Source organism: Edaphobacter sp. FHG110511_03, assembly GCF_059115365.1.
Genome location: NZ_JBZYWL010000005.1, coordinates 375,822 through 402,112, shown reverse-complemented (window position 1 = coordinate 402,112; position 26,291 = coordinate 375,822). Strand labels below are relative to the sequence as shown.

Genomic DNA, 26,291 nt, shown 5'->3' with positions numbered 1-26,291 from the left:
CCGGCACAGCGAGCCCACTGCAACCGTTGCAGTGCATGCTTTCAACATCCCCGTCTCAGAGGCAAAAGACGGCGCCCGCCCATTGGTGCCTGACGCCTCCGTGAGACTGAAGGCGGAGTGCTTTGAGTTTACTGATGGAAGAGGCCGCGGTAACGTCCGCGGCAGGTGCTGTTCAGGATTCTTGCTCCCTCGATCACTATCTCTCGCAGCCGGACCACACCATGGACGACCGCATTGCAGCGGCGCGTGCCTCGCTTGGAACCGACGTCATCCTGCTGGGGCATCATTATCAGCGCGATGAGGTCATCCGGTTTGCCGATTACACCGGCGACAGCTACAAGCTGTCGAAGATTGCCTCCCAGACGGATTCGAAGTACATGATCTTCTGCGGCGTTCACTTTATGGCCGAGACTGCCGATGTGCTGGCGAAGCCGTGGCAGCAGGTGATTCTGCCGGACCTGAACGCGGGTTGTTCGATGGCCGATATGGCCGAGATCGGCCAGGTGGAGAACTGCTGGGATTCCCTCGAGCGGGCTGGCCTGACGGGCGACCTGGTTCCGCTGACTTATATGAACTCCGCCGCTGCCATCAAGGCGTTTTGCGGCGAGCGTGGAGGGCTGGTCTGCACTTCCTCGAATGCTCGCGGTGCCTTCGAGTGGGCCTTCGAACGGGGCTCAAAGATTCTCTTCCTGCCCGACCAGCATCTTGGGCGTAATACCGCCTTTGCGATGGGGATTACCTTGAGCGAGATGGTCATCTGGGATCCCTATCAGATCAATGGCGGGCTTGCGCCGGATCGGCTTCGGGCTGCAAAGGTCATCCTGTGGAAGGGGCATTGCTCGGTGCATCAGCGGTTCCTGCCGGAGCACGTCGACCGCATTCGGCGCGAGCGTCCGCAGATGCAGGTGATCGTACATCCGGAGTGCCGCTGGGAGGTCTGCCAGAAGGCAGATGCGATCGGCTCGACCGAGCGCATTATCGAGGTCATTGAAAAGGCTCCTGAGGGCTCGAGCTTTGCGGTCGGGACGGAGATCCACCTGGTCAATCGTTTGGCAAAGCGCTTCGCTCCGCTAGGCAAGGAAGTGATTACTCTTGACGATGCGGGGTGCCTGTGCACGACAATGTACCGCATCTCTCCGCAGCACCTTGCATGGTCGCTCGAGAACCTGATTGCTGGAAATGTTGTGAACCGCATCAAGGTGGAGGACGAGGTGAAGCATTGGGCCAAGGTGGCTCTTGACCGCATGCTGGAGGTCAAGGCTTGAGCAGAACCTTCACACTTGGCGAAGCACAGACCCTGCTACCGGTGCTGGAATCACTTTTGCGCAGGGCACAGAAGACCGGCACGCGAGCGGCCGAGCTCGAAGCCGAGCTGGAGCAGCTGCGCCAAAAGATCTTTCTGCTCGGCGGCGTTCATGTCGATATCGCCACTATGGCGCGACGCCGGGCGGAGCGGGATAAAGCCTTGCAGGACACGAAAGACACGCTGGCAGAGATCGACGCGATTGGCGTGCAGGTAAAGGATCTGGACAAAGGGCTGCTGGACTTTCCATGCATTCTGGATGGCGAGACGATTCTGCTGTGCTGGAAGCTTGGGGAGACGGAGATTGGCTACTGGCACTCCACCGAGGAAGGCTTTGCGGGGCGGAAGCCTTTGGGCGCGAGATTCGGACGGACGGAGCGCGATAAGCCGAACTGAACTGGCCGATGGTTCGATACGTCTCGGGCGAGTTGGTTTTCGGCTTCTGGGGTAATGCTCTCTTCTGCCTTCGACCATGATCTGTGGCTGCATAGGCAAAATACAGGGATTCTTCGCTGCGCTCAGAATGACGTTCTTTGGGGTGCGCTCTCTGTTCACAAACCGATTTCAGGCAATCTGCGAGGAGAGAATTGCAATTGCCGCGATAGCCGCAGTTTCAGCGCGAAGGATGCGTGGCCCCAGAGTTACGGGTTGCCACCCATGTTGCGTGAAGAGGCTCATCTCCTCGGGTGTCCACCCGCCCTCCGGGCCGATGCCCAGAGCATATTCCGGTGAATCTCCGAGTGCGACATCTTTCGAAAGAGCAGAGGCGATGTTCGTCGTCTGCTCCGTCTCCGAGAGAAGGATACGGATGGGCTCAGTCGCACTTTCGAGAACGGATTTGAGCGGGGACGGTTCGGAGATCTCAGGAATGGTGGTTCGCCGGGACTGTTTGGAGGCTTCGAGCGCGATCCGACGCCACCGCTCCACACGTTTCGCCGCGGCCTGAGCGAGATGCTTTTCCGTCCGGCGTGCGAGGACAGGCGTGATGCGGGCTACGCCAAGCTCGGTCGCCTTTTCGATAGCCCACTCCATGTGATCGAATTTGAAGACGGCAAGCAGCAGGTGCAGAGGAAGAGCTGTGTCCGATTCCAGCTCCTCGTGCAAGGCAAAGACAACCTCACTGGACTGAACGGTCAGGATCTCGGCGCGATGAAGGAAGCCCCCTGCGACGACGTCATAAACCTGTCCGGGAGTGGCGCGGAGTACACGTGCGAGGTGCTCGGCTTGTTCTCCCGTGAGTGTGGCGTTGGTTTTGTTCCAGGTATCGGCGATCCAGCGGCGGCGGGTCATTCTTCTTCTGATGGTCTTTCGTCTTTAGGAGAAGAGGCGTGATCGCCAATCGGGATCGTTACGGAAACACGGCCCTGGTGATAGAGGGCGACATGAAGTGTAGCCGAGCGGCGGTGGTTCCAGACTTCTTCGCTGACCGGGAAGTGCAGCAGCACCATTCCCTCGGCTGTCTTGCCGGAATCGATGAGGGTGTCGCGCAGAAGCGGCTCGGAGGCGAGAGGACGCAAGGCGGGGAAGCTGGTGTAGAGGTTTTCGAACTCCTGCTTCTGCACCGCGCTGGTCTCGATCTTTTCTCCATCGGCGGTGACCAGCGTGGCGGTGAAGTCCTTGATAAAGAGAGGCAGGTTCAGCCGGTCTTCCATGCGCAGCGTGGTGACCACGTAGAGGTCGTCCTGTGAGCGATCTCGATTGACGAGGATGGAGTCTGATTTGAAGACGATGTGGGCCGGATAGACTGCGGTTTTCAGGATTCTAAGCTCGGCGGTGCTGTGCGGGGTATAGCGCAGCACGAGGGCGATAGCGATGCCGAGAACCAGGAAGGCAACAAGGACAGGAGCCAGGAGGTTGCGGCGTTCGGGTTGTGCAAACTTTGGATCAGGCACTGTTAAAAGGATAACAATTGGATTTTATAAAACGACATTTTTTCTTTCACTACCAGTTACCAAAGGTCGCTATACCTTTTGTCTACATAAATTTACGGGAATTGGATCATGGCTAAGTTACATCCTTGTGAACGGCATACTCCTCGAGCAGGACGGCGATCAGGGCGGCGGTTGGCACCGCTACCAGAGCCCCTACGATTCCTGCAAGAGCGGTGCCGCAGAGAAGTGCGATCAAAACCGTGAGTCCCGAGAGCTCGACACTGCTGCTCATGATGCGCGGGATGAGATAGGCATTTTCGACATTGAGATAGAGCGCGTAGAAGATTACGACGCCGAGAAGCTTCCCCCAGGAATCGAACGCAGCAACGATGGCGGACAGCGTGATGGTAAAGACACCTCCTGCGATGGGAATGAGATTGAACAGTCCCATAAGAAAACCGAGCAGAAGGAAGTAGCGAACATGCAGGATAGCGAAGACGATGGTCGAAGAGATACCGAGGATGAGCATGAGAAGCCCCTGACCGATGAGCCAGTTGCTGATCTTGTCGTCTGCGCGCTCAAGGGTTGCGCCTAACCGCTCCCGATGGGTTGAAGGGAACAGGGACAGGATAAAGCGATAGGCAGTATCTCCCTCGAGCATGAAGTAGATGCAGAGAAACAAGGCGGAGAGGATATCGAAGAGATGCGAGAGCCAGTTGGGCAGCGATGTCATCAGATAGCTGGCGGTCGTGGTCAGAGCGCCCTCGGCGCGCTGGACGATCCCGTCGACGCCGAGCCGATTGGCGATCGGTAGCTGGTTGAGCCGCGACATCATCTTCGGAATACGTGCCGGAAGCTCAGCGGAAAATTGGTTGAGATCGTGCAGGACCGGCGGGAGGCCGACGGTCAGAAAGATGCCCACAACAAGTACTATGCCGGCCACGAGAAGAAAGATGGCTGCGGGTTTGGATGCTTTGCGACCGAGAATGTTGATCCGCATGATGCGATTGACGATGGGCATCAGAACGGCGGCAAACAATGCACTGACGTAGATGAGGATGATTTCTTTGACCAGCAACCAGGAGAGGCCGAGGGCAAGCAGAAGACCAAAGGTGAAGAGAATGTGTCCCCGCACTATGCGGCGGGATCCCTTCTCGTTGGGGTTGAGATCGGTTGTGTGCGTCAGCTTCCTTCTCCTGTGGAGCGATGCTGTGGATTGGATGCCGATAGTTTGCTGCCTGGCGTCTAGGAGCGGGAGTACGGAGTCTGGTTCAGCCCCGTCAGAATCGCCTCGACGGCGTCCTCTACGGTAAGCACAGAGGTATCGACCGTCAGTCGAGACAGGCGCGCGTAGAGTGGGCGGCGTCGCTCGAACCGAAGCGCGGCTGCAGCCGGGTCCGCGAGGACGGGACGGGAGATCTCCTGCAGCATGCAGCGATCAAACAGGGTGGAGAAGGGAGCATCGAGAAAGACTGCCAGGGTCGAAGGGGTCTGCTCGATGAGAAGACGGTTGGTGAGATCCTCGGGGGTTCCTCCGCCGAGGGCGATTACAGCCCGGGAGCGGCCAAGCGCAGAGGCGAGGGCTGTCGACTCCAGGCGGCGGAAATGAGCTTCCCCGTGGAGCGAGAAGAGTTCGGGAATGGTTGCGCCGGTGCGGCTCTCCAGATGGTTGTCGAGGTCGAGAAACTCCCAATCCAGACGCGAGGCGAGCAGGCGCCCAACGGTGGACTTTCCGGCGCCCATGAATCCGGTGAGGACAAGGCGGCGCAAGGGAAAGGGAAGAACGCGTGCTGTAAGCGTCTCTGGTTTGCTCAGGATCTCTTGCTGGCTGGCTGACATCGGGTTTCTCCGGTTCTTTCAATTATCTGCTAACAAACGAAAACCGCGACCTTTTGGGTCGCGGCTCGGGAAGATCGAAGTCTCTGAGGATTAGCTTTTTTCAGAGATGCATGCGAAAGCTCCGCCGGCCGCATACTGATACCAGTAGCAGTAGCTAAATCGGCCGGAGTGAGTGTAACTCGTCATGCACATTTGACGATACACGGAACGAGGGGTCTCCGCAACTTCAAATTTGAGGCTAAATTATTTTTCATTGGACTCAGTGACGTAGTTGGAATCGGAGGAGAGGCTCTCCTGGATCTTCTTCCAGACATTGTCACTGGGCTCGTGCGTGGGTTGCAACAATTGCTTCGCCTGGTCAGCGATGTATTGGAGGTCGCGGACGAGAGCCGAACAATTTTCGCAGGTCCTGAGATGCTCCAGCAGCGAGGGGTCGTCGATATGGTCGCTGCCTCCGGCGGCAAACAAGTCGGGCAGCTGTTCCTGGAATTCGGCGCAAGACAGGGGATTCGAACTAGAATTCTTCGGGGTCATAGTGCCGCTTCCTTCAGATCGGCCAGAGAGGTTGACTCCGACTGGCGAAGCAGCTCCCGGAGCTTGAGACGCGCTTTGTGGAGCTGAGACTTGCTGTTTCCGGTGGAGCACTCCAGCATAACGGCAATTTCATTATGCTCGAAGCCTTCCACATCATGGAGGACAAAAACCATGCGATAGCCGGGAGGAAGGGAGGCGACTGCGCGCTCCAGGGCGACGCGATCGACCGATCCCGCAAGCTGTGTGTCCCGGCTGCCAAAGTCGCGCTTCGGCGAGTCATCTTCGGAGGGATTGATCGTCTCTTCGAGGGAGACCAGCTGCAGTCCCTTTTTGCGAAGATGCATCAGAACGAGGTTCACCGTGAGACGGTGAAGCCAGGTGGAGAAGGCGCTCTCACCGCGGAAGCTGCCGATCTTGCGGAAGAGGTGGAGGAAGGCCTCCTGGGTCATGTCTTCCGCCTCGGAGACGTTGCCGAGCATGCGAAGGCAAAGGGTATAGACGCGGCGCTTGTGCAGCGCATAGAGCTTGGAGAAGGCCTCGGCGTCGCCTGCCTTGGCACGCTCGATGGCTTCAGCTTCTCCTGCAATGGGTGGATTTCGTTTGAATAGCCCGGGGGCGGTCTTTGCTTCTGTCATTTGTAGGCCTTGAACTTCCATGGCTCGTTTGCTCCGGGTTGTGTTGATTGATTCAACGCTTCATCTGGCCTGTTTCCAAGCCTATTGTAAGGACGCAAAGGAATCTTCATTCGTAGTGAAGTTGGAGTGTTGGAGAGTGAAAAAGGTTGCGCCATGCGGCAAGGGAAGGAGTTATCTCCAAATTTTCGTTCAGCTTCCAATGAAGCGCGCGTAGAGCGATCGTGCGATGGTGATATCGGTAGTGCCCTGAATAATTGCCCGGCCATCGGCAAAGAGTGTGAGAGTATGCGGCGCTCGCTCGAATCGCAATAAAAGATCGTTGAAGCGCACCTTGCCATGAGGAGCGAGGCGGTCGCGCATGGCAGCGAAATCGACAGGACGATGATGCTCATGAATCTGAACGGAGTTTCTGCCGCAGAGAGTGATATGAGGCCGGCCTTCGCCCGCCAGGTGAGTGAATTCGCGAAGATCGCAGACCGGGCAGCCCCTGCGCGGTACGGCGCTCGATATCTCGGAGCGTTCCGAGGTCCAGAGATCGAAAGAGAGCAGTGTTCGACGCATGAGCGCGGGCTGATGGGTGAGAAATTTAAGTGCCTCGGTGACCTGAATGGAAGCCGCGAGGTTGACTGCCGTAGAGAGAATGCCAGAGGTATCGCAGGTCTCGACGGGACCGGACGGAGGCTTGGGAAAAAGGCAGGCGAGGCAGGAGGTCGGTTCCCAGGTGGATCCGGAGGCTGAATTGGCATTGTCAGATGCGACCTGCGGAAGGATGTTCATGGTGGCCGCATAAGAGCCGATGGCGGCTGCATAGATCCAGGGCTTTGCCTGTTGCACAGCGAAGTCGTTGATGAGGTAGCGGGTCTCAAAGTTATCGGTCGCGTCGAGGATGAGCTGGCTACCCGCGAGCAGATCGGCGATGTTGTCGGGAACCAGATCGGCGATGTGAGTGCGGACTTTAATGCTGGAGTTGAACTGCGCGATCTTGCGCCGCGCGGCCTCGGCCTTGGGCAGCGACTGCAAGGCGTCGGCTTCGTCGAAGAGTACCTGGCGCTGAAGGTTGGAGGGCTCGACGAAGTCGCGATCGATCAGGGTGAGCGTGCCGACTCCGGCGCGCGCCAGCAGAGAGGCTGCGGCTGCCCCGGTAGCTCCGCAGCCGACGATCGCCACGTGAGCTGCGGCAAGCCGGGCCTGTCCTTCGGCACCTATACCGGGGAAGAGAATCTGGCGGGAGTATCGCTCCTGGTCCTCGATGGGAGAGGCTTCGCTGGAGGTGGTGTGAACAAGCTCAGGGAGTGTGTGCTGCATAGGGTGGCTTTCCAGTCCCGAAGGACTCTGCTCTTTCGTAGTATAGGGAATGCATTGCCCTACATGGAATCAGCGGACGCGGAAGGATAGCTCCGCATCCAAACGGGGCAGGAGTTGATGGCCAGCGGGTTAGCTCGTTCGAATCCTGGCAAGCCGTGTGGGTTGCGGAAGAGGAAAGGTGTTTTTTGGGTCAGTGGCGCAGAGGACGAAGGGCAAGTGGGAGCGGTGAGGCGTTGAAGCATATCGTCATCGCGGCCCTGTCGTTCTGGATGGGAGCGACGTGGTGCCCGGCCCAAACGGCTCCTGCAGACTCTACGCAGTCGATTCCCGCAGCTTCGACGCCTGCGCCCCAGAACATTCCGGGCGCGGGGGATGCAACCCGCCCTCTAGTGACACCGCAGGCTTCGCAGGTCCCAAGGACGCAACCGCAACGCCGCGATCAAAGGCCTACGATTTCAACCGGTCCGGGCCTCACGACCTCGGTCTGGGAGTGGAAAGGACTGATCGTGAATCACATCGAGTTCCTGGGTGTGACCTTTGAGAAAACGGATACGCTGCCGAACGAACTGGCGCAGAAGGTGGGTGAGCCGCTCGATCCACAAAAAGTTCGCGAGAGCACACGAAGGCTTTTCGATAGCGGCCGATATCGCGACGTCTCGGTACGCGGAGTACGAGAGGGCAACGGGATGACGCTCATTTTCGCGGGGATACCTCGATACTATGTCGGCCGGGTCACGATCACCGGGGTAAAGAGCGATCGACTGTCGTCATTGCTGGAGTACGCGAGCAAGCTCAATCCGGGCGCTGCGTACACAGATACGTCTGTGGCGACTGGCACCGATGGCATCCGCGAGGTGCTGCAATCGCAGGGCTACTACGAGCCTAAGGTCTACGCGGGAACCACGCTGGATCGCCCAAACAGTCAGATTAATGTCGAGTACGACGTCGCAGTGGGTCCGCAAGCCCGTATCGGTCAGGTCAAGGTGGAGAGCGCGGACCTGGGGATGACCGTTGATGAGTTTCGCAAAAAGGGCAAGCTGAAACAGGGGAGCAAGGTCACTCGCGACACGACCAGCAATGCTCTGACGAGGCTGCGGAAGCAATATCAGAAGAAGGACCGCCTGGAGGCGACGGTGAGCCTTCAAAAGCAGACTTACAATGCGCCGCGACGCCAGGTGGACTATGAGTTTCGCGTCAACCAGGGGCCTGAGGTCAGGGTGCTGGTGGAGGGAGCCAAGGTCTCGAAGAGCCGGTTACACCTTCTAGTGCCGATCTTTGAAGAAGGAACGATCGATAACGATCTACTGAACGAGGGGATGCATAACCTCCGCGACTTCGTGCAGCAGCAGGGCTACTTCGATGCCACCGTCGATGTAAAGGTCATTGGCCAAAACACTCCAAGCGCACGGGTGGTCTACACAATCGATCGAGGAATCAAACACAAAGTGATCGCCGTCGACCTGAAGGGGAACAAGTACTTCTCCGATGACATTCTTCGGGAGCGTATGCAGGTGAAAAAGGCGGATGCCTATCAGCGTAGCGGACGTTACAGCCCTGGGCTGGTTGCCGCCGATGTTGCCGCGATGCAGGCCCTTTACAGGGCCAACGGCTTCGACCAGGCAAAGATCACAACCAACGTCAAGGACACCGACGAAGACAAAAACACTCCTAAGAAAAAAGATGGCCAGATCTCGGTGCTGTACAACATCGTCGAGGGGCCGCAGAAAACGTTCGGAACCGTGAACGTAGTGGGTGTAGACCCGAGCCGCATGCAGGACGTAAAGGCGCTGATGAATACGCAGCAGGGGCAGCCGTTTTCCCTTGTGACTCTCTCCGGCGACCGCGATGCGGTGCTGACCTACTATTTGAGCCATGGCTTCGATCAGGCGAAGGTTGACCTCCAGCTGCACAAGGAAGCGGACCCAACCCGGACTGACGTATCGCTTGACGTCTCCGAAGGACAACAGGTCTTTGTGAACCGCGTCCTGCTCTCGGGCTTACACTTTACGAAACCCGAGGTTGCGGAGAGCCAGGTGCTTGTTCATCCGGGAGATCCGCTGGACCAGACGGCGCTGCTCGAAACGCAGAGGAATTTATACAATCTCGCTCTCTTCAACGAGGTGATCGCTGCGGTGCAGAATCCCACAGGGGATGCTCCGCGCAAGAACGTGCTGATTCAAACGACGGAGGCGAAGCGATGGAATGTGACCTATGGCTTTGGCTTTGAGGCGCAGACAGGAAATCCGGGTGGAACGACCCAGACGAATTCGGGAAGCAGCAATAACTTTGGGCCTGAGGGGAGAGGCGGTATCAGTCCCCGGGTATCGCTGGATGTAGCGCGCATCAACTTTCGCGGGACGCAGGACTCCTTGACCCTTCGCACTACGTATGGGTTGCTCGAGCAGATTGCGATTCTGACTTACCAGAATCCAAACTCCTTCGGATCCAAAAATTTCTCAACTGCTCTCTCGGGCGGTTACACCAACATTCAGGACATTACGACCTTTGCCTCTTCGAGACTGCAGGGCAGCTTTCGCGTTACGCAAAAGTTGCATCGGACGGATACTTTTATCTACGAGTTCCTGTTTCGAAGGGTCAAGGTCGATCCGAACAGCCTTCGAATCTCCGCGGACCTGATCCCTCTGCTTTCGCAGCCGGTTCGTGTCGGCGGCCCGAGCCTTACCTGGTTTCACGACACCCGCCAGCCCTCGCCACTGGATGCGACCAAGGGAACCTACTCATCCTTGCAAGGGTTCTACGCATCGTCGAAGTTCGGATCCCAGACCGATTTCTGGAAGCTGGATGGAACGAACTCGACCTACTACCAGCTGTTTCACCACCGCTATACCCTGGCACGAAACACCCGGATTGGATATGAACATCCTTCCGGCCCGAATCCAAATGCCAGCAGCGAGGTCTGCGTCGGGGATCTGCGGACCACCAATCCGACCTGCAATGCGGTGCCGCTGCCGGAACGGCTCTACGCCGGCGGCGCGACCTCTCACAGGGGCTTTGGCATCAACGCCGCCGGACCACGCGATCTGCAGACCGGCTACCCGGTCGGCGGCTCTGCAGCCTTCGTCAATACCTTCGAACTGCGAATGCCGCCTCCTACGCTTCCCTACGTGGGGGACAGTGTAAGCTTTGTACTCTTCCACGATATGGGCAACGTATTCCAAAATCCGGAAGACATGTTTCCTAGCTTTTTGAACTTCCGCCAGCCGAATCGCGACACTTGTCGCGATGTCTCTGGAACCATTGGCCATTGCAGCTTCAACTACTTCTCCCATGCGCTTGGAATCGGCGCACGGTACAGAACGCCCGTGGGCCCGATCCGATTGGACTTCAGCTATAACCTGAATCCGCCGATTTATCCGGTCATTGACGACTACAACGGCAAGCCGCCGTACGTAGGTCAGGGCAATCACTTCAACTTCTTCTTCAGTATCGGACAGAGCTTTTAAATGCGCAGGCTGACCCACAACCCGGCGATGCAGCGGTTTGCGAGGCTATTTGCGCTCATGCTCGTGGCCCTGCCCGCAGGCGCGCAACAGAAGAGTGTCCCGCCGTCAGAGCCATTGACTAAGCCTCCAGCCCAGGAAAGGGGAACTGAGATCGATGGCGTCGTCGCGGTAGTGAATGGAGACGTCATCCTCGAGAGCGATGTGGATGAAGAACGGAGGTTTGAGGGGATTCAGCCCTATCGCGGTTCCGCTGCCGAGTTTTCGCGGGATCGTGCGGTGCAGCGATTGATCGACCGAACGTTGATTCTTCAGCAGGCTGCAGTGGAGGCCGACCAGATCTCAGTCTCAAAGGAAGAGCTCGACAAGCAGCTGCAAACGCTTCGCCACGACATCCCCGCCTGCCGGCAGTCTCAGTGCGACACGGATGCCGGGTGGGAGAAGTATCTCGCCGCAAATGGATTCACGGTGCAGGAGTTTCGGGACCGATGGCAGAAGCGTATGGAACTCCTGCGCCTGATTGAGGTGCGTTTTCGAAATGGCATCCACATCTCGGACAGCGAGATCAAGGAATATTACGAAAAGACGATGTTGCCGGAATATACGCGGCAGAAGGTAACGCCTCCAAAGCTGGAGACGATCTCGCCGCGTGTTGAAGAAGTTCTGTTGCAGCAGAGGGTAGGAAATCTGTTTCTTGACTGGCTGCAGTCTCTTCGGGCTCAAGGCAATGTGTGGATCATGAAGCCGGGCGAGGTGGCGCCATGAGCGATCCACAGGTCCCGCCTTCGACGCCTCCTCCGGACGAGGAGAATCGCCAGCGGCTCGACGAGCGCATTGAAGAAAAGCGTCAACAGCTGGAGGAGAAGCTCGAGGAAAAGAAAGAGCAGATCGAGCAGAGGCTGAAACAGGTCAAGCGATCCATCGCCTCGCGCATTACTCGCGGCACAATGTGGGCGATGGGTGGAATCGTTGTTTTTCTGCTCGTTCTTTTTGGCGCTTTTGCCTGGTACACCACGACACCTGACTTCGAACGCCGTGTGAAAGCGGCGCTTGTCACAGTCCTCGGGGATGCTACAGGCGGGCGGGTTGAAGTGAAGCGGGTTCAATTCGATCTTTGGCACCTGGCCGTTCAAGCGGATGGATTGGTGATTCATGGATTGGAGGGGCAGGGCGAAGCTCCTTATCTCTCCGTCGACAAGATTCTGCTTCGGGTCAAGATCGTCAATCTCTTCTCGAGGGTTGTGGGCAGTGGGTTCGCCTCTCACGTTTCCTTGAATTACCTGCGTGTCGATCATCCCCAGTTTCATCTGATCGTGGATAAGGATGGGCGAACAAACCAGCCGGTACCGAAACATCCAAGCACCAGTAAGAAGCCGATCACCGATACGCTGCTCGATCTGCGTGCTCGCAGCGTGGAAATCGCCAATGGAGTCGCCCTGATCAACGATCGAGCGATTCCGTTCGATCTCGCCGCGCGCGATCTCGAGGCGGAGATTCACTATATCTCCCATACGGATCGATATGGAGCGACGATTGACCTGAAGGACCTTCGCACACGTCTCAAGAACGAAGCCGAGGCGCAGTCCTCTTTGCATCTCGAGGCAGAGCTGGGAAGGGACGAAGCCGATCTGAAGCAGTTGAAGCTGCACACCGGAAAGGCATCCCAACTCCAGGCATCGGGCACGCTGACCCATTTTGCTCAGCCGGAGTGGCATGCAACAGCAACCGGTTCTCTGGAGCTGGGCCAGATTGCGATGATGACTGGAGTCGATGGCCTGAAAGCGGGCGTCGTCGATCTCAACCTTCGGGGACACAACTGTGTTGCCACCACTCCCCAATCCGAGAAGAAGCCCCCACTCTGGCAGAGACTTCGTCCACCCTCGAAACAGCAGAAAAAGCCTCAAGCGTCATCCGTGCTTGAGCCCGGGTGTCCGGCGACGTTTCTTGTGGCGGGATCGGCAAAGGTCCGTGGTGCCGCATACCGCGATCAGTATGTGACGGTACGGGGCGTCGATGCCGCAACCCAGATCCACATGACGCCTGCGGAGTTGGCCCTGACTGAGATCACAGCGAAACTTCCCAGCGGCGGATCGATCACCGGAGACATGCGCATCGAAGACTGGATCGGAGAGACTCCAGTTGAAGATTCTGCATCGCCGACAGCCAAAGCAGCGGCTACTACGGTGAATAGAGCTGCGAAGACGCTGAATGCGAAGACTCCCGTGACGAAGGTGCCAGAGATCAAGCACTCGCACGCGTATCTCAACGCGGTGCTGAACAGGATTCCACTGCGATCCATCATGGACATGACCGCAGAGCACTTTGGCGACCTGGGCTTCGATACAGCGGTGAGCGGTCCGGTCAAGGTTCAGTGGGGTGGGGCCGCAAAGGATGTTGCTGACACTGTTGAACTGGACGGCGATCTGAAGCTGACGCCCACCGGTTCGTCACGTCCGGGAGTTTTCTCTAACGTTCCCATTACCGGACAGGTCCTGGCGCACTATACAGGGAAAAATGAGACGGTACAGATTCGACAGCTGTCTGTGCAGACTCCGCAATCGACCCTGCAAGCCTCAGGCATTCTCGGAGTCAACCTGGGTGATCCCTTAACCGCGCTTCATGTCGATCTTACGGTCCACGATCTTGAGGAATACAACCAGTTGTTGACCTCGCTGGGGCTCGAGGGGGAGGGCAAGAAGGGAAGTGCCGCCATACCGGTAAAGCTTCACGGCGCGCTGCATTTCTCGGGCACAGCGCAGGGAATGGCGCGGGATCTTGATGTAAAGGGGCATGTCCAGGCGTCGAACATCGAGTTTGCGATGGGTTCTACGGATGCGTTGATTGACTCGCTTGTAGCCGATGCCGAGTATTCGCCCAACAACGGGGTCGCTGTGGCGAGCTCAACTCTTCGTCGTGGAACCGCGGTCCTGAATGCGGAAGGAACTGTGAAGCCAAGGCGCGAGGTTTCCCGGAGAGGAGTGGCGACGTTCGTCTGGGACGATGGCACCGCGATCGACGCGCAAGTGCAGCTGGCGGATGCGCAGGTTCGCGATCTCCTCGAGATCGCAGGCCAGCAGCAAAAGATTCCCCTGACTGGAACGATCGATACGAACGCGCACGTCGTCGGGACGATTGAGGATTTGACTGGAAACGGTCATATCTCCCTGAAGAATGGCGTCGCCTATGACGAGCCATATGAGGCAGTCTCCGCAGACCTGGCGGTGCGGGGCAAGGCGATCGATGCAACCAACGTATTGGCAAAGTTGCATGGCATGCAGGTGACTGGAAACGGTGGCTACGACATGGGAAATCAGCATCTCCATGGCCACCTGGAAGGCCATGACCTGATGTTGTCGAAGTTCGAGACCGTTCGGAGATTCGGCGTCGATGCCGATGGCAGGTTGACGTTAGTCGCAGATGCGAATGGTACTGTCACGGAACCGGCCTTGCGCGCCAACGCCACGCTGAAAGAGGTTACTTATGCCGGCCAGGCAATAGGAGAGGCCACGGCGGAAGCCCATAGTCAGGGGACGCAATTATTTTTCACCGCTGATTCCAGGCTTGTGGGCGCAACGTTCAATCTTCAAGGGCAGACGGAGATTACGGGTGACTATCAGACGCAGGCGAAGCTGTCGCTGGCCAACCTGGACGTCAATCGACCGCTAACGATGTTTGGTCCCGGAAATATTAAGGCACAATCTTCCATCAGCGGCACGGTTACTGTAAGCGGTCCCTTGAAGACGCCGAAGGCCCTGAGCGGCGTCGCCCAGCTGGACAATGTCGACGTAAAGCTGCAGGGGATCGAGTTGAAGGCGGCGCAGCCGTTGCGAGTGAGTCTGCGGAATGGCCTGGCTACGCTTGAGGAAGTTCACATCACCGGGCAGGACACGGATATGCGTTTCTCCGGGACGGCACAGCTCTTCGGCGCAACCGATCCGAAGGGCGGCAAACTCAACATAAAAGGGAACGGAGGCATGAGCATGGCTCTGCTCCATACCCTCGACCCGGATGTGATTGCAAGCGGGAGTGTGCAATTCACGGTAGCGGCGGGCGGTCTGGTGAAGAATCCCACGTTCAGCGGAAACGTTCGGCTCGAACACGTCAACATGGCGCTCGATGGCGTCCCGAACGGCTTGAGCGATATGAATGGAACCCTGGTATTTACCGAAGATCGCCTGCAGGTGCAGAATCTCACGGGAAAGACCGGTGGCGGCGAGTTGAAGTTTGGCGGAGCCCTGCGATTCCGCAATGGCTTTTATGTAGACCTGACAGCAACAGGGGATGCTGTACGGGTTCGCCTCTACGGCCTGAGCGCGACCGCAAATGCGAATTTGAAGTTGCAGGGTGCGGCATCGAGCATGCTTTTGAGCGGCAGCATTCTGATCACACGGTTTGGAATCGGTCCGGACGTTGACTTCGCCGCCTTTGCCGGCAGCGGAAGCACGATCAGTGCGCCACCAGATCCGGATGCGCCCTCAAACAAGGTGCGTCTCGATGTCCACGTTACGAGCTCCCCACAGCTGGATTTTCAGAACTCCTATGCCAAGCTGGCTGGTTCGGTTGACCTGAATATTCGTGGAACGGCGGCTGCGCCTTCCATCCTAGGCAAAATTCAGATTACGGACGGCAGCGCGACCTTTGCGAACACGAAATACCAGTTACAGCGCGGCGATATCTATTTCACCAATCCGGTACGCATTGATCCGACGATCGATGTCGATGCGATGGCGCAGGTGGAGAATTATGAGGTCACGGTGGGACTGCATGGCACGGCGAGCAACCTGAAGCCGACCTACCGTTCGGAACCTCCGTTGAGCGAAGCGGATGTCTTTGCGCTACTTGCACTTGGACGGACGCAGGAAGAGGCCCAGATTTACCAGGAACGGCAGTTAGCCGCAGGAACGGACCCAACCACAAGCGCCCTGTTGGGGGGCGCGCTGAATGCTACAGTCAGCTCGCGGGTCGAAAAACTTTTTGGCGTGGGAAGTGTCAAAATAGACCCGGCGTTTGTCGGGACCCTGGGCAATTCCTCGGCAAGGATCACGGTTCAGGAACAGATATCCAAACAGGTGACCGCGGTTTTTGCCACCAACGTCAATACTTCGGCCCAGCAGCTCATCCAGGTGCAATACGATCTCACTCATAACTCGTCGATCGTGGTGACACGCGATGAATCGGGTGTGTTTAGCATCGTTTATAAGCTACGGCGGCGATATCGCTAAAGAACTGTGCCTTCGCAGAAGGCATCCTATTCGGGTGACTTGATCAACATGGCAAATTTTTGGAGGAACGGATGGATTTGAAAGATAGAAAAGGCGTGCTTGCCTCAGCGCTGATGGCAATGATTCTTCTTGTGGGATATAGCAGCGGCCATACCCAAACGACGGCCAGTAGTCCCCAGGATGCATCAATTCAGTCCGATATTGCCAAGGCATTGGACAACAAGCGATTCAAAGACGTTCACGTGGCTGTGCAGGACGGCGTTGTGACCCTGCAGGGAACGGTCGAGCTTTATGCCGATAAGGAAGATGCGGATAAAAAGGTTCATCATCGCAAGAATGTGAAGGGCGTGCAGAACCTGATTGAGGTTGCTGGCCCGACCGTTGAAGATGTAACCCTGCGGAACAAGCTGGCTGAGAAGCTGACCTATGACCGCGTAGGTTATGGGACGACGGCATTCAATGCCTTCACCATCGGCGTGCAGAATGGAGTTGTGACGCTGGGCGGAGTGGCTTATGGTCCTACCGACAAAGACTCTGCGATTAGCCTCGTCTCGAATTTTCCTGGCGTGAAAGACGTCGTAGACAACATCGAAGTCGCTCCTGTCTCCCCCATGGACGACCGCATCCGTCTAGCGACCGCGCGGGCCGTCTATGGCGCTCCTCAATTGAACAAATACGCCATCGACCCTGCGAAGCCGATTCGAATCACAGTCGTGAATGGCAACGTTACCTTGTCCGGCATGGTGGACAATCAGGGAGATAAGGACGTCGCCAACATCCGCGCGAACGGCGTTCCAGGTGTCTTCAAGGTGACCAATAATCTTCAGGTGGCGGGCTCATCCCCGGAAAAATAACTGCGACAGTCAGGGCTTATGCGGCAAACGGGTCATGGGGATACCCCCATGGCCTGTTGTCTTTTAGGATGAAGGTATGGGCTTGTGGAAGAGTACGGCTGTCACGCTCGAGATGATCAAGTGGGAACACTCGATCTTTGCGCTCCCGTTCGCGCTTACCGGGGCTGTCCTGGCTGCCGGGAGTTGGCCTTCTCTGCGCGTGCTGGGATGGATCATTGTATGTATGGTTGCGGCGCGTTCCGCTGCCATGGCTTTCAATCGGCTGGTGGATGCGCGGCTTGACGCGGCAAATCCTCGAACTGCGATGCGCGCCTTGCCTGCGGGTACCTTGACGACGAGCTTTGTTGCCGGTTTTGTTCTCTTCTCCTGTGCGATCTTTGTTCTCGGGGCGGCAATGCTCAATCATCTGACCTTGATCCTGGCCCCTGTCGCCCTGGCCATTGTTCTTGCCTACAGCTACATGAAGCGGATCACTCGCTGGTCGCACGTGGTGTTGGGCCTCGCACTTGGCATAGCACCGTCGGCTGCTTGGATCGCGGTCCGCGGCTCGCTCGATCCGAGGATCATTATTCTTACGCTGGCCGTACTTTTGTGGGTCGGGGGCTTTGACGTTCTCTACGCCTGTCAGGACTTTGAGCACGATCGCCGTGTGGGGCTCAACAGTGTGCCCCAGGCTTTCGGGCTCAATGCCGCATTCTGGATCGCCCGCGTCATGCATGCAGGAATGCTGATCACGCTGTATTGGCTTGTCGCTTCTTTTGGCCTGGGCCGGATTGCGATGATCGGAATTGGGTTAGTCGCCCTGTTGTTGCTGTACGAGCACCTGATTGTTTCGCCGAAAGACATTCGAAGGATGAACGCCGCGTTTTTCACGCTGAATGGCGTCATCTCGGTCGTGTTTTTCGCGTTCGTCGCAGCCGATGTTCTGCTTGGTCGATAACGAAGAATGGCCCGCCTCGTAAGGCGGGCCATCGATACCATACCATCCAACTGAAAAACTAGGCGTCGTGACGATCTCGGACGTTTTCCAGCTTTTCGTTGATGTTGTTCTTCAGATTCTGCGCGGCATTGACGATGCGATCTCGTGCGCTGTCGGCGCGATCCTCGGCCTGGAGACGCGCCTCATCTTTGCCTTCGGCAGCGCGTACTGACGCATCCGCTCGCTTTTCTGAGGCGACGTCTTTCGTCTTTCCCCAGGTCTCCTTGGCCGCTCCCTTGACCTGTTCGGCCACACCGGAGTTAGCCAGACTCTGATCATGGAAAGCCTCTCCGACTTTCTGCTTGATTGCACCGGATACCTGATCAAATTTTCCTTCTACTGTGTCCTTGTTCATAATTCGACTCCATTCCTACAACATGCGTTATACGGTTTTCGATCGAGCTACCGTTGCAACGGTAAACAACCTGGCATTAGTCGACCTGACGCTATAAAGCTCTACGGCCACTCAGCAGATTGAAGATCAATACGATGATTGCCAGGACCAGGAGAATATGGATCCAGCCGCCAAGTGTGTAGCTGCTGACCAATCCAAGGATCCAGAGAATGAACAGAATGATTGTGATCGTCCAAAGCATGGTTAGCTCCTAATAGGATGCGATTTGTGCCGCAGTCGCAAGGCCTAAACTGCCATGCCTGCGCGGCCTTCTGTTGTAAGTTGCTTCCGGTGCGGGGGAGGTTGCCATTCCATGAATAAAATAGAAAGTCAACGGAGGCATGCTTTTGAGGATTGCGATACAAGGGGAACTCGGTTCTAACAGCCACATGGCCACGATGTCCATGCTAGGCAACGAAGTTGCGGATCTTAGCATCCTTCCGTGCAACATTTCCGCGGAGGTCATGGCGCGCGTAATCTCCGGCGACGCCGACGCTGCAGTTCTGCCTATTGAAAACAGCCTTCACGGCTCAGTGGCAGAACACTACGATCTCCTGCTGGAGCTTGATGTTCGCATTGAAAGCGAAGGCTTGCTTCGTATCCGGCACAACCTCATTGCCGCGCCGGGCGTGGCTGCCAAGGAGGTACGCAAGGTCATCTCCCATCCAGTGGCATTGTCCCAGTGCCGGAAGTTTCTTCAATCGCACCCTGAGTTCGAGGTAATGCCCTTTTACGACACCGCGGGCAGCGTGAAGTATCTGATGGAGCAGAACCTGCGAGATGTTGCGGGAATTGCTCCGCAGCTTGCGGCCACACAGTATGGAGCCGAAGTTATTCTCGCCTCGGTGGAAGACAATGCCCAGAATTTCACGCGTTTTCACCTGATACGCCGTTCGGAAGATCCGTGGCTGATCGAGCCCACGGAGCCGGAAAACAAGATGAGTCTCGCCTTCGCGATTGATCACCGTCCCGGCACGCTGGTTGCCGCGCTGGAGAGGCTGGCCGGCGCAGGCGTCGATCTGACAAAGATCGAATCCCGGCCGGTTCCCGGCAACCCCTGGGAGTATGTCTTTTATGTGGATGTGCGATTCGATACGCCGGACAAGGCCGAAGCGGCCATTACCGCACTGAGGGAGCACTGCCGGATGGTTAAGGTGCTGGGACGATATCGCGCCGCTTCGACTACGGCTGAGTGAGCCAGTCGTATTGCTCCTCGGTCAGCGGAACAACCGAAAGTCGAAACTGGCGGAAGAGAATCGATCCGTGAAACACGGCCGCCTCGCGAATCTCCGCCAGCGGTTTTTCGCGTTTCAACGGCTTCACCGGCGCGATGCGGACGATGGGGCTCTTTGGATCGCTTGGGTCAACTGAGACAACCTTCGCGGTTCCCACCGCAGCCTTGCCGATGTTGGAGTGATAGATGACAAGCTTGTCGCCCTTCTTCATGTTGCGAAGCGTCAACAGCGCCTGGTTGTTCGAGATTCCATCCCACGTCGTCTCGCCGTCGCGGACAAGATCGTCGTAAGAGTATTTATTCGGTTCCGTCTTGAGCAGATAGGGCATGCTGCAAGATTATCGCGCGAGAACGCCTGCCTTGGAAAAAATCTCAACCGCCAAGGTCGACAAGCTTTACCTCCGGCAATGCCTTGCGAAGGAAAGTAGAGCCCAGCCGCTGGAACTTCTCTATCGAATCGGTCGCATAGAAGGTGCATTCCGGTGCTGTGGTCGATACCGGACCTGCATCCGGTATCAGGGTTACGACTTTATGGGCGGTGGCTGCGGCAGAGTCAATGATGTGCATGGGGTGATGCAGATTCTTGAGGGTCGTCTCGATAAGCGGCCTGAGCAGGGGATAATGTGTGCAGCCAAGCAGGAGGATGTTGGCATCGGGAGCCTGTTCCAGCGCTTCCAACAGGTAGATGCGCAGGACCTCCAGAGTCACGGAAGAGTGGGCAGGCTGATGGAGCCAGTCTTCCTCGACCAGCGGCACCAGCAGCGGGCAAGCCTTCTCCGTAGCTCGAAGGCCAAGCCCGTTCAACGTGCGGGTATAGGCTCCTGATTGAGTCGTGGCAGCGGTGGCGAGGACCAGGACGTGCGATTTGGCTACAGTCGAAGGACTGGCTGAAGCTATCGCCAGGGCGGCCTGGGCTCCCGGCTCTACGACGCCGATGATCGGAAGGGGCAGGGCCTCACGGATCTCTTCCAGTGCCAGCGCGGTGGCTGTATTGCAAGCGATGACGAGCAGGTCGGAACCTTGATCCGCAAGAAATCTTGCGCTCGAGATTGCATACCGGGCAATGGTCTCATGCGACTTGGATCCATACGGAAGCCGTGCCGTATCGCCAAGGTAGACATAGCGAGCATCCGGAATCAATGGCAGAAGCTCACGAAGAACCGTCAATCCGCCAAAGCCGGAATCGAAGACGCCGATCGTTTTCATGGTTGCGTTGCGGCCTCACTTGGAACCGTTGGGTGCATTGCAGTATCTCGCAGGAGATAGGTGTGATCGAGACTGGAATGTCCGGCGAGCGTGGCTCGGGACTGGCCGTCTACGAGGAATCTGACTTCGGCGAACTCTGGAAAGGCCGCATGCAATGTGCCAATCATGGAATCCAGCGTCAGTTGTTCGACTTCGATCCCGGAAGGATGATTATCGGCGAAAGAGCCGTGCAGGTTGACGGTGATTTCCTTGCCCTGATTGGGATGAGAAGCGTCCGCCAGAAAAAAAACATCATCGACTGCTGGACCGCTCTGGAGCGGGTGCGCGGAATCGGGAAGCGAATACTGGGCCAGCAGATATTCGAGGAGTGCTCGCGCCCGTAACGATGGATCCTGAGGCAAGGCAACCTGGGAGCGCGTTGGCTTGATCGTCGCATCTGCGTCGGAAGCGATGTACAGGCTCACCTCTTCGGTCGCGGCCGTCGTCGGCGCGGCAATCGGAGTAGCGTCGTTGAGCGCAGTAAGACGCTTATGCGCCTCCCGACAGCCGTGCAGCAGAAACGCACCCATCAGCAGAATGCAGCCAACCAGGCTCCAGAAGAGAATGCGCTGATAGCGGGGAATCATTGCGTTACCCCTGGGCGAGCCCCGACACCTGGCGTGGAGATCGGCGGCGGTGCGTTATGAGTGCGAAAGGATGCGAGACCTGTGGCAATCGCCGTAACCACGCGCTGCTGGTAGCCGGGGTCGGATGGGAGGGTAGCTTTGCCAGCTTCCGTTTTAAGAGGGCCAAGCTCGATCGCTATGGCTGGACAGATGAGATTGTCGATCGGGGGAACGGAGGCACGGAGTAGCAGCACGGGCAGCTGGGCTGCGTCGAGGGCAAGCCCTGTCTCGTTAGCAAGGCGCAGGCTCATGGCGATGACCGGAACCTGCGCCTTGCTCCAGGTGACGGCACGGCCCGAAGAGGCCTTTGCATCGGTCTCCGCGAGGGATGAGATGATGCGAATGCCGGAACCTGCAGAGGACGCATGAACCACGATGCAGGCGAGAGGCCGGACATGATTCGCCGTCCCCGCCCGTTGATCGGTCGTAAGTTCATCTGGGGGATCTGAGTCGCGCGTCGCGGCCACTGTGAACCCCTGGGCCACAAGTGCCGGGCGGAGTTTCTGTACCAGCGCAAGAGTCACATCCTTTTCGACCGCGCTGCTCGACAGCTGCGCCCCATTGTCTCGCCCACCATGAGCCGGATCCAGCACGATCAGGTTGCGGTAGAAGGCCGGAGGAGGCTTGGGAGGAGGTGCTGGCTGTGGCAGAGCAGCACCCACAGGAGGAGCCTGGGGTACCCGCGGCGTCTCTTGTGCCACTATGGAGCACGCCCCGCCAAGCAGGAGTGTTATCGCGAACATGGGGATTGGGTTGCGGATTTGAGTCACGGGTTTGGGGAGTGTGGTTTCGATTGTATCGGGCGAGGTCCCGGGTGTGCTAACGAACGGCGTCTCTTTGGGCAAAGAGCGGTACACGCTCGCTTACGCGAGCCAGAAGAGAGCCTGCCAAAATGAGTTAGTCGAGCGCGTAGATCGCAAGTCCACTCAGAAGCTTGGGATAGAAGTCCGTGGACTTCTGCGGCATAATATCGCCTGCAAGCGATACCTCTTTCAGCTGTTCCAGGGTGATCGGCTTAATCAGGAATGCGATATTCGCATCCCCCTCCGTAACCATGGCGGCAGCCTCGTCTGCTTCCCGAAGATAGCTCACGCTGCCCAGCCGCGTAATGGTCTCCTGGTCCAGCCCTAATAGCTTATCCAGCACAACTCGGTGAAGCTGCACAACATCCAGTTGCCGTTGCCGCGGGGGCAGGTCCTGAAGCAGGGAGTCCATTGCATCCGCCTTTGCCGTCAACAAATAGCTGCCGTCGATGGTCACCGCGATAAATGCGGTGCGGCCGTTCGCATGGAGGGCAGATACATCGTGAGTCTCCAACTCCTTGATTTCGAAATAGGCGCTGGCCCGGGTAATGAAGTCCGGAGAGGAGAAGCCCTCGACTCCGTGAACGACGCGGTGGGTCGGAAGGATGGTGATGCCGGGCGTGTCCATGTTGACGAAGGTCATCATCATCGCCGCCTCTGGAAACGAAGGAGCAGGCAGGTGGGCCGGAGAAAGTTTCTCGTCTTCGTCGCGAGGCTGGTTGAGAGGAAGCTTCAGTTGGGCGGAACGCTCTTTGGCGTAGGCGACAGACGTTTCGTAACGGTGGTGTCCATCGGCAATAATCAGCTTCTTGTCGGCCATTGCCGTAACGATCAGGTTGATCAGGGTTGGATCCGTCAGCCTCCACACCCGATGCAGCACGCCGTACTCGTCTGTGATCGCAAGGTCGGCCGGGTTGCGGTCCTTTCCATTGGGTCCGCTCATCCCGAAGATCAGCTTCTCCGCGGTGAAGGCGGGGTCTGAATAGAGCATGTAGATCTGCTCGCAGTAGGCGCGCGTAGCCTTGAACAAACTCATGCGATCGCTCTTGTGCCGGGGGAAGGTCTGCTCGTGGCGATAAACGACCTTGTCGGCATAGTCGTAAAGGTGGCCAAGGGCAATAAATCCACGGCGTTCCCGGACCTCGTTCTCATGGGGGACGGTATAGGTCTGGGAATATCCATAGAGAGCCGGCTCCGCCTCCTCTTCAAGGACGCCTTCCCTGCGCCAGTCGCGGAGCGTCTCCGCCGCCCGGGTGTAGACGTTCTCCTGGTCGTTATCGTCAGGCAGGTGTTTGCCCAAAATGACCCGTACAAGGTTGTAGGGGCTGGCCTGGTAGTAACGATCCTGCATGGCCGGGCTGATCTTGTCGTACGGCTGGGTGACGACATCTTCCATCTTGACGCGGGAGGGGTCATAACGAAGAGCGCGGAAGGGGTAAATACGAGCCATGCGGTTCTTTGGGTCTCCCTGAAACAGAAATGTATGGGTGATTGTACGAGGGCGGGTGGATTCCTGTTGTGGCGAAGCAAACAACTGTTTGCAAAAGGATGACAAATAGGTCGAAAAACGCGTCTATAAAAGAGACGCAGAGCGGGAATGGAATTTCGGGTGTATAGTCTGCGGACGTAGTTGCAATTGGCGGGTGTGGGTTGAGTTAGGTTTTCCGGGAAACGCGGAGTCAGCGGGAATAGGGTCGCGGAGATGGCCAGACGATGCTGGATGCGAATACAGAGTTCGGATGCAGGTGGGAATTAGCGAAGTCTCTTGATCGGGACCCTCGACGGCGTCGAGGCTTGTCTGTGGCGTGGGTTTTGCTTGTCGGGCTCGCGTTCGGGAGCCTGTGCGTCTCCATGGCGCGAGCGCAGGAGAATCCCCTGGGGGAGATTCATACGCAGCCGCCTCCTCCGCCACCCAAGTCTCCCGAAGATTCCAAGCCCATCATCGAGGGAGCAGACAATGTCGCCGCCAAAGCGACATCCCGCCGCGATTCGCGGCTCCGTGTGGACGTCAACCTGGTATTGGTTCCAGCGACTGTGACCGACTCGCTGAACCGCCTGGTGACAGGTCTCGAGAAAGAGAACTTCGAGATCTACGACAACAACGTCGGCCAGACGATCAAGAGTTTTTCAACCGAAGACGCCCCGGTAACGATCGGAATCGTCTTCGATCTGAGCGGAAGCATGAACTCCAAGTTCAACCGTGCTCGGAGAGCGCTGAGTGAGTTCCTGCGGACGTCCAATCCGTTGGATGAGTTCTTTGTGGTGGGCTTCAACGACAGGCCCGCAGTGATCGTTGACTATACGTCGGATGTGGATGACGTCGAAGCTCGCATGGTGATGCTGAAACCGGAGAACCGGACGGCCCTGATCGATGCAGCTTACCTGGGGATGACCAAGCTTAGAGACGCCAAGTACGAGCGCAAGGCCCTCCTCATCATCTCCGACGGAGGCGACAATCGCAGCCGCTACACCGAAGGCGAACTCCGCCGCGCCGTTCGTGAGAGCGACGTCCAGATCTATTCCATCGGCATCTTCGATCAGTACGCCCCAACTCAGGAAGAGCAGCTTGGTCCGGTTCTGTTGAGTGATATCTGCGAGATGACGGGTGGAAGAATGTTCCGCGTGGGCGATATCGCCGATCTTGGCGACATCGCAACCCGCATCAGCGCCGAATTGCGCAACGAATACGTCCTCGGATACAGGCCATCGGACGTGAAGAAGGATGGAAACTGGCGTAAATTGAAGATAAGACTGGTGCCGCCTCCGGGGCTTCCCCCGCTGACGGTGCACAATCGCCAGGGGTACTATGCACCTTCGGAGTAGATTTTTGCCGTGGGCGGTTGCAGCCGTCATGATGCTGGCAGGACCCGGAACGGCAAGTGGATGGGATGGGCAGGGAACTGCATCCCAGGCCGCCAATCCGGTCCAGCACCATCCGTCTCAGCCGGCCCAGCCGTCGCTAACGGTGGACCGAGACCCCGTGGCTTCCCCGGATCCGGACACCCCTGCGCCTCGGGACGGAAGCAAGGCGCCGACGGGTCCTTCAGGACCGATCCAGCGAGGAGAAGGTGGAAAATATACGCTTCGCACCGACGCCTATGAGGTTCGGCTGAATGCCACGGTCCTGAATTCCGATGGCAAATCCATTCTGACGCTTAACCAGGATGACTTCCGTGTTTTTGAAGACGGTGTACCTCAAACCATCGCCTCTTTTCGACATGAGGACATTCCGGTTTCTTTGGGAATTCTGATCGACAGCTCAGGTTCGATGTACGACAAGCGAGCGGCGGTGGAACAGGCTGCGCTGGACCTGATCAAGCTCTCCAACAAGGACGATGAGGCATTTGTGGTGGACTTCTCCTGGGAGGCGTTCATCGACACGGATTTCACCAACGATATCGACAAGCTGCGCGATGGTTTGAGCTACATCAAGTCCAGCGGTGGAACCGCGGTCTACGATGCGCTGGTGGCTTCCGCTGACTATCTGACGAAGAACGCTAAACGGCCTAAGCAGGTTCTGCTGGTTGTAACCGATGGCGAGGACAATGCTTCCAGCGCCTCTCTCGAGCAGGCGATTCGCCGCATCCAGGATCTGGATGGCCCAGTCATTTACTCTGTGGGCCTTCTCTTCGGGCAGGACACCGATAAAAGAGAGTCGCGCCATGCAAAGCGTGTATTGGAGACGTTGAGCGAGCAGACGGGCGGAGCGGCATACTTCCCGCGATCGATCAAAGATGTTGACGCGATCGCTGCCCAGGTTGCTCAGGATATTCGAACCCAGTACACGATCTCCTATCACTCCACGAAATCGCCGACGCTGGGAGGCTATCGAGAAGTGCACGTGGATGCAAAGGCCAAGGGGATGGGTAAGTTGTCGGTGCGAACACGAACCGGATATTATCCACGCATTACGTCCGAAACCGTTCCGGCGGGCCAGGCGGCGTCCAATACACGAGGAGCAGACGACGCGGCAGCGCGGCCCTGAT

24 protein-coding genes are annotated in these 26,291 nt (G+C 57.5%); 10 read left to right on the top strand and 14 right to left on the bottom strand.

The window, feature by feature from the left end:
• Positions 1-122: 122 nt before the first annotated feature.
• Positions 123-1,265, top strand: coding sequence for a quinolinate synthase NadA (gene nadA, locus AC5S26_RS21450; RefSeq protein ID WP_494186985.1), 1,143 nt, complete (start codon positions 123-125; stop codon positions 1,263-1,265).
• A complete protein-coding gene (locus AC5S26_RS21445; RefSeq protein WP_494186984.1) occupies positions 1,262-1,699 on the top strand; it encodes a DUF2203 domain-containing protein in 438 nt (145 codons plus the stop codon). Before nadA ends, AC5S26_RS21445 begins: the two co-directional genes overlap by 4 nt.
• 168 nt (positions 1,700-1,867) lie before the next feature.
• On the opposite strand, the gene AC5S26_RS21440 is transcribed toward AC5S26_RS21445, so the two are convergent.
• The 7 genes from AC5S26_RS21440 to AC5S26_RS21410 all read right to left on the bottom strand — a co-directional run bounded on the left by AC5S26_RS21440 (position 1,868) and on the right by AC5S26_RS21410 (position 7,487).
• Positions 1,868-2,593, bottom strand: coding sequence for a 16S rRNA (uracil(1498)-N(3))-methyltransferase (locus AC5S26_RS21440; RefSeq protein WP_494186983.1), 726 nt, complete (start codon positions 2,591-2,593; stop codon positions 1,868-1,870).
• Positions 2,590-3,195 (bottom strand): hypothetical protein, encoded by a 606-nt coding sequence (locus tag AC5S26_RS21435; protein ID WP_494186982.1) that lies wholly within the window; start codon positions 3,193-3,195, stop codon positions 2,590-2,592. Before AC5S26_RS21435 ends, AC5S26_RS21440 begins: the two co-directional genes overlap by 4 nt.
• 112 nt (positions 3,196-3,307) lie before the next feature.
• Positions 3,308-4,309 (bottom strand): AI-2E family transporter, encoded by a 1,002-nt coding sequence (locus tag AC5S26_RS21430; protein WP_494186981.1) that lies wholly within the window; start codon positions 4,307-4,309, stop codon positions 3,308-3,310.
• Between the two features lie 110 nt (positions 4,310-4,419).
• Entirely contained in the window at positions 4,420-5,013 is a 594-nt protein-coding gene (locus tag AC5S26_RS21425) for a shikimate kinase (RefSeq protein ID WP_494186980.1), read from the bottom strand.
• Between the two features lie 243 nt (positions 5,014-5,256).
• Complete coding sequence (locus tag AC5S26_RS21420; protein WP_494186979.1) at positions 5,257-5,547, bottom strand: hypothetical protein; 291 nt, start codon at positions 5,545-5,547, stop codon at positions 5,257-5,259.
• Positions 5,544-6,203 (bottom strand): RNA polymerase sigma factor, encoded by a 660-nt coding sequence (locus AC5S26_RS21415; protein WP_494186978.1) that lies wholly within the window; start codon positions 6,201-6,203, stop codon positions 5,544-5,546. The genes AC5S26_RS21420 and AC5S26_RS21415 overlap by 4 nt, the downstream gene beginning before the upstream one ends.
• A gap of 168 nt (positions 6,204-6,371) precedes the next feature.
• Positions 6,372-7,487 carry a ThiF family adenylyltransferase gene (locus AC5S26_RS21410; RefSeq protein ID WP_494186977.1) on the bottom strand — a complete coding sequence of 372 codons (1,116 nt, stop codon included), beginning with the start codon at positions 7,485-7,487 and terminating at the stop codon, positions 6,372-6,374.
• A gap of 233 nt (positions 7,488-7,720) precedes the next feature.
• Between AC5S26_RS21410 and AC5S26_RS21405 the strand changes: the two genes are divergently transcribed.
• The 5 genes from AC5S26_RS21405 to AC5S26_RS21385 all read left to right on the top strand — a co-directional run bounded on the left by AC5S26_RS21405 (position 7,721) and on the right by AC5S26_RS21385 (position 17,964).
• Positions 7,721-10,951, top strand: a complete 3,231-nt coding sequence (locus AC5S26_RS21405; protein ID WP_494186976.1) for a BamA/OMP85 family outer membrane protein — start codon at positions 7,721-7,723, stop codon at positions 10,949-10,951.
• A complete protein-coding gene (locus AC5S26_RS21400; RefSeq protein WP_494186975.1) occupies positions 10,952-11,713 on the top strand; it encodes a SurA N-terminal domain-containing protein in 762 nt (253 codons plus the stop codon).
• Positions 11,710-16,170 carry a translocation/assembly module TamB domain-containing protein gene (locus AC5S26_RS21395; protein WP_494186974.1) on the top strand — a complete coding sequence of 1,487 codons (4,461 nt, stop codon included), beginning with the start codon at positions 11,710-11,712 and terminating at the stop codon, positions 16,168-16,170. The genes AC5S26_RS21400 and AC5S26_RS21395 overlap by 4 nt, the downstream gene beginning before the upstream one ends.
• A 71-nt stretch (positions 16,171-16,241) precedes the next feature.
• Positions 16,242-17,024, top strand: a complete 783-nt coding sequence (locus tag AC5S26_RS21390) for a BON domain-containing protein (RefSeq protein WP_494186973.1) — start codon at positions 16,242-16,244, stop codon at positions 17,022-17,024.
• Between the two features lie 76 nt (positions 17,025-17,100).
• Complete coding sequence (locus AC5S26_RS21385; protein WP_494186972.1) at positions 17,101-17,964, top strand: UbiA-like polyprenyltransferase; 864 nt, start codon at positions 17,101-17,103, stop codon at positions 17,962-17,964.
• A gap of 58 nt (positions 17,965-18,022) precedes the next feature.
• Here the strand turns inward: AC5S26_RS21385 and AC5S26_RS21380 are convergent, their stop codons facing one another.
• Together AC5S26_RS21380 and AC5S26_RS21375 are read right to left on the bottom strand one after the other, a co-directional pair.
• Positions 18,023-18,358 (bottom strand): CsbD family protein, encoded by a 336-nt coding sequence (locus AC5S26_RS21380; protein ID WP_494186971.1) that lies wholly within the window; start codon positions 18,356-18,358, stop codon positions 18,023-18,025.
• Positions 18,359-18,449: 91 nt separating this feature from the next.
• A complete protein-coding gene (locus tag AC5S26_RS21375; RefSeq protein WP_130418194.1) occupies positions 18,450-18,599 on the bottom strand; it encodes a lmo0937 family membrane protein in 150 nt (49 codons plus the stop codon).
• 139 nt (positions 18,600-18,738) lie between these two features.
• Between AC5S26_RS21375 and pheA the strand changes: the two genes are divergently transcribed.
• Positions 18,739-19,593, top strand: coding sequence for a prephenate dehydratase (gene pheA / locus AC5S26_RS21370; RefSeq protein ID WP_494186970.1), 855 nt, complete (start codon positions 18,739-18,741; stop codon positions 19,591-19,593).
• On the opposite strand, the gene AC5S26_RS21365 is transcribed toward pheA, so the two are convergent.
• The 5 genes from AC5S26_RS21365 to AC5S26_RS21345 all read right to left on the bottom strand — a co-directional run bounded on the left by AC5S26_RS21365 (position 19,580) and on the right by AC5S26_RS21345 (position 23,755).
• Positions 19,580-19,960 carry an EVE domain-containing protein gene (locus AC5S26_RS21365; RefSeq protein WP_494186969.1) on the bottom strand — a complete coding sequence of 127 codons (381 nt, stop codon included), beginning with the start codon at positions 19,958-19,960 and terminating at the stop codon, positions 19,580-19,582. The genes pheA and AC5S26_RS21365 overlap by 14 nt on opposite strands.
• 43 nt (positions 19,961-20,003) lie before the next feature.
• The gene (gene murI, locus AC5S26_RS21360) at positions 20,004-20,837 is read right to left on the bottom strand and encodes a glutamate racemase (protein ID WP_494186968.1); all 834 of its coding nucleotides are present in this window, start codon (positions 20,835-20,837) and stop codon (positions 20,004-20,006) included.
• Positions 20,834-21,463 carry a GerMN domain-containing protein gene (locus AC5S26_RS21355; RefSeq protein WP_494186967.1) on the bottom strand — a complete coding sequence of 210 codons (630 nt, stop codon included), beginning with the start codon at positions 21,461-21,463 and terminating at the stop codon, positions 20,834-20,836. The genes murI and AC5S26_RS21355 overlap by 4 nt, the downstream gene beginning before the upstream one ends.
• Positions 21,460-22,203 carry an N-acetylmuramoyl-L-alanine amidase family protein gene (locus AC5S26_RS21350; protein WP_494186966.1) on the bottom strand — a complete coding sequence of 248 codons (744 nt, stop codon included), beginning with the start codon at positions 22,201-22,203 and terminating at the stop codon, positions 21,460-21,462. The genes AC5S26_RS21355 and AC5S26_RS21350 overlap by 4 nt, the downstream gene beginning before the upstream one ends.
• A 196-nt stretch (positions 22,204-22,399) precedes the next feature.
• Positions 22,400-23,755, bottom strand: a complete 1,356-nt coding sequence (locus AC5S26_RS21345) for a DUF1015 domain-containing protein (RefSeq protein ID WP_494186965.1) — start codon at positions 23,753-23,755, stop codon at positions 22,400-22,402.
• 401 nt (positions 23,756-24,156) lie between these two features.
• On the opposite strand from AC5S26_RS21345, the gene AC5S26_RS21340 reads away from it, so the two are divergent.
• Together AC5S26_RS21340 and AC5S26_RS21335 are read left to right on the top strand one after the other, a co-directional pair.
• A complete protein-coding gene (locus AC5S26_RS21340; protein ID WP_494186964.1) occupies positions 24,157-25,128 on the top strand; it encodes a VWA domain-containing protein in 972 nt (323 codons plus the stop codon).
• A gap of 4 nt (positions 25,129-25,132) precedes the next feature.
• Positions 25,133-26,290: a VWA domain-containing protein gene (locus AC5S26_RS21335; protein WP_494186963.1), complete on the top strand. Its 1,158-nt coding sequence runs from the start codon at positions 25,133-25,135 to the stop codon at positions 26,288-26,290.
• The last annotated feature ends 1 nt before the right edge of the window (position 26,291 follow it).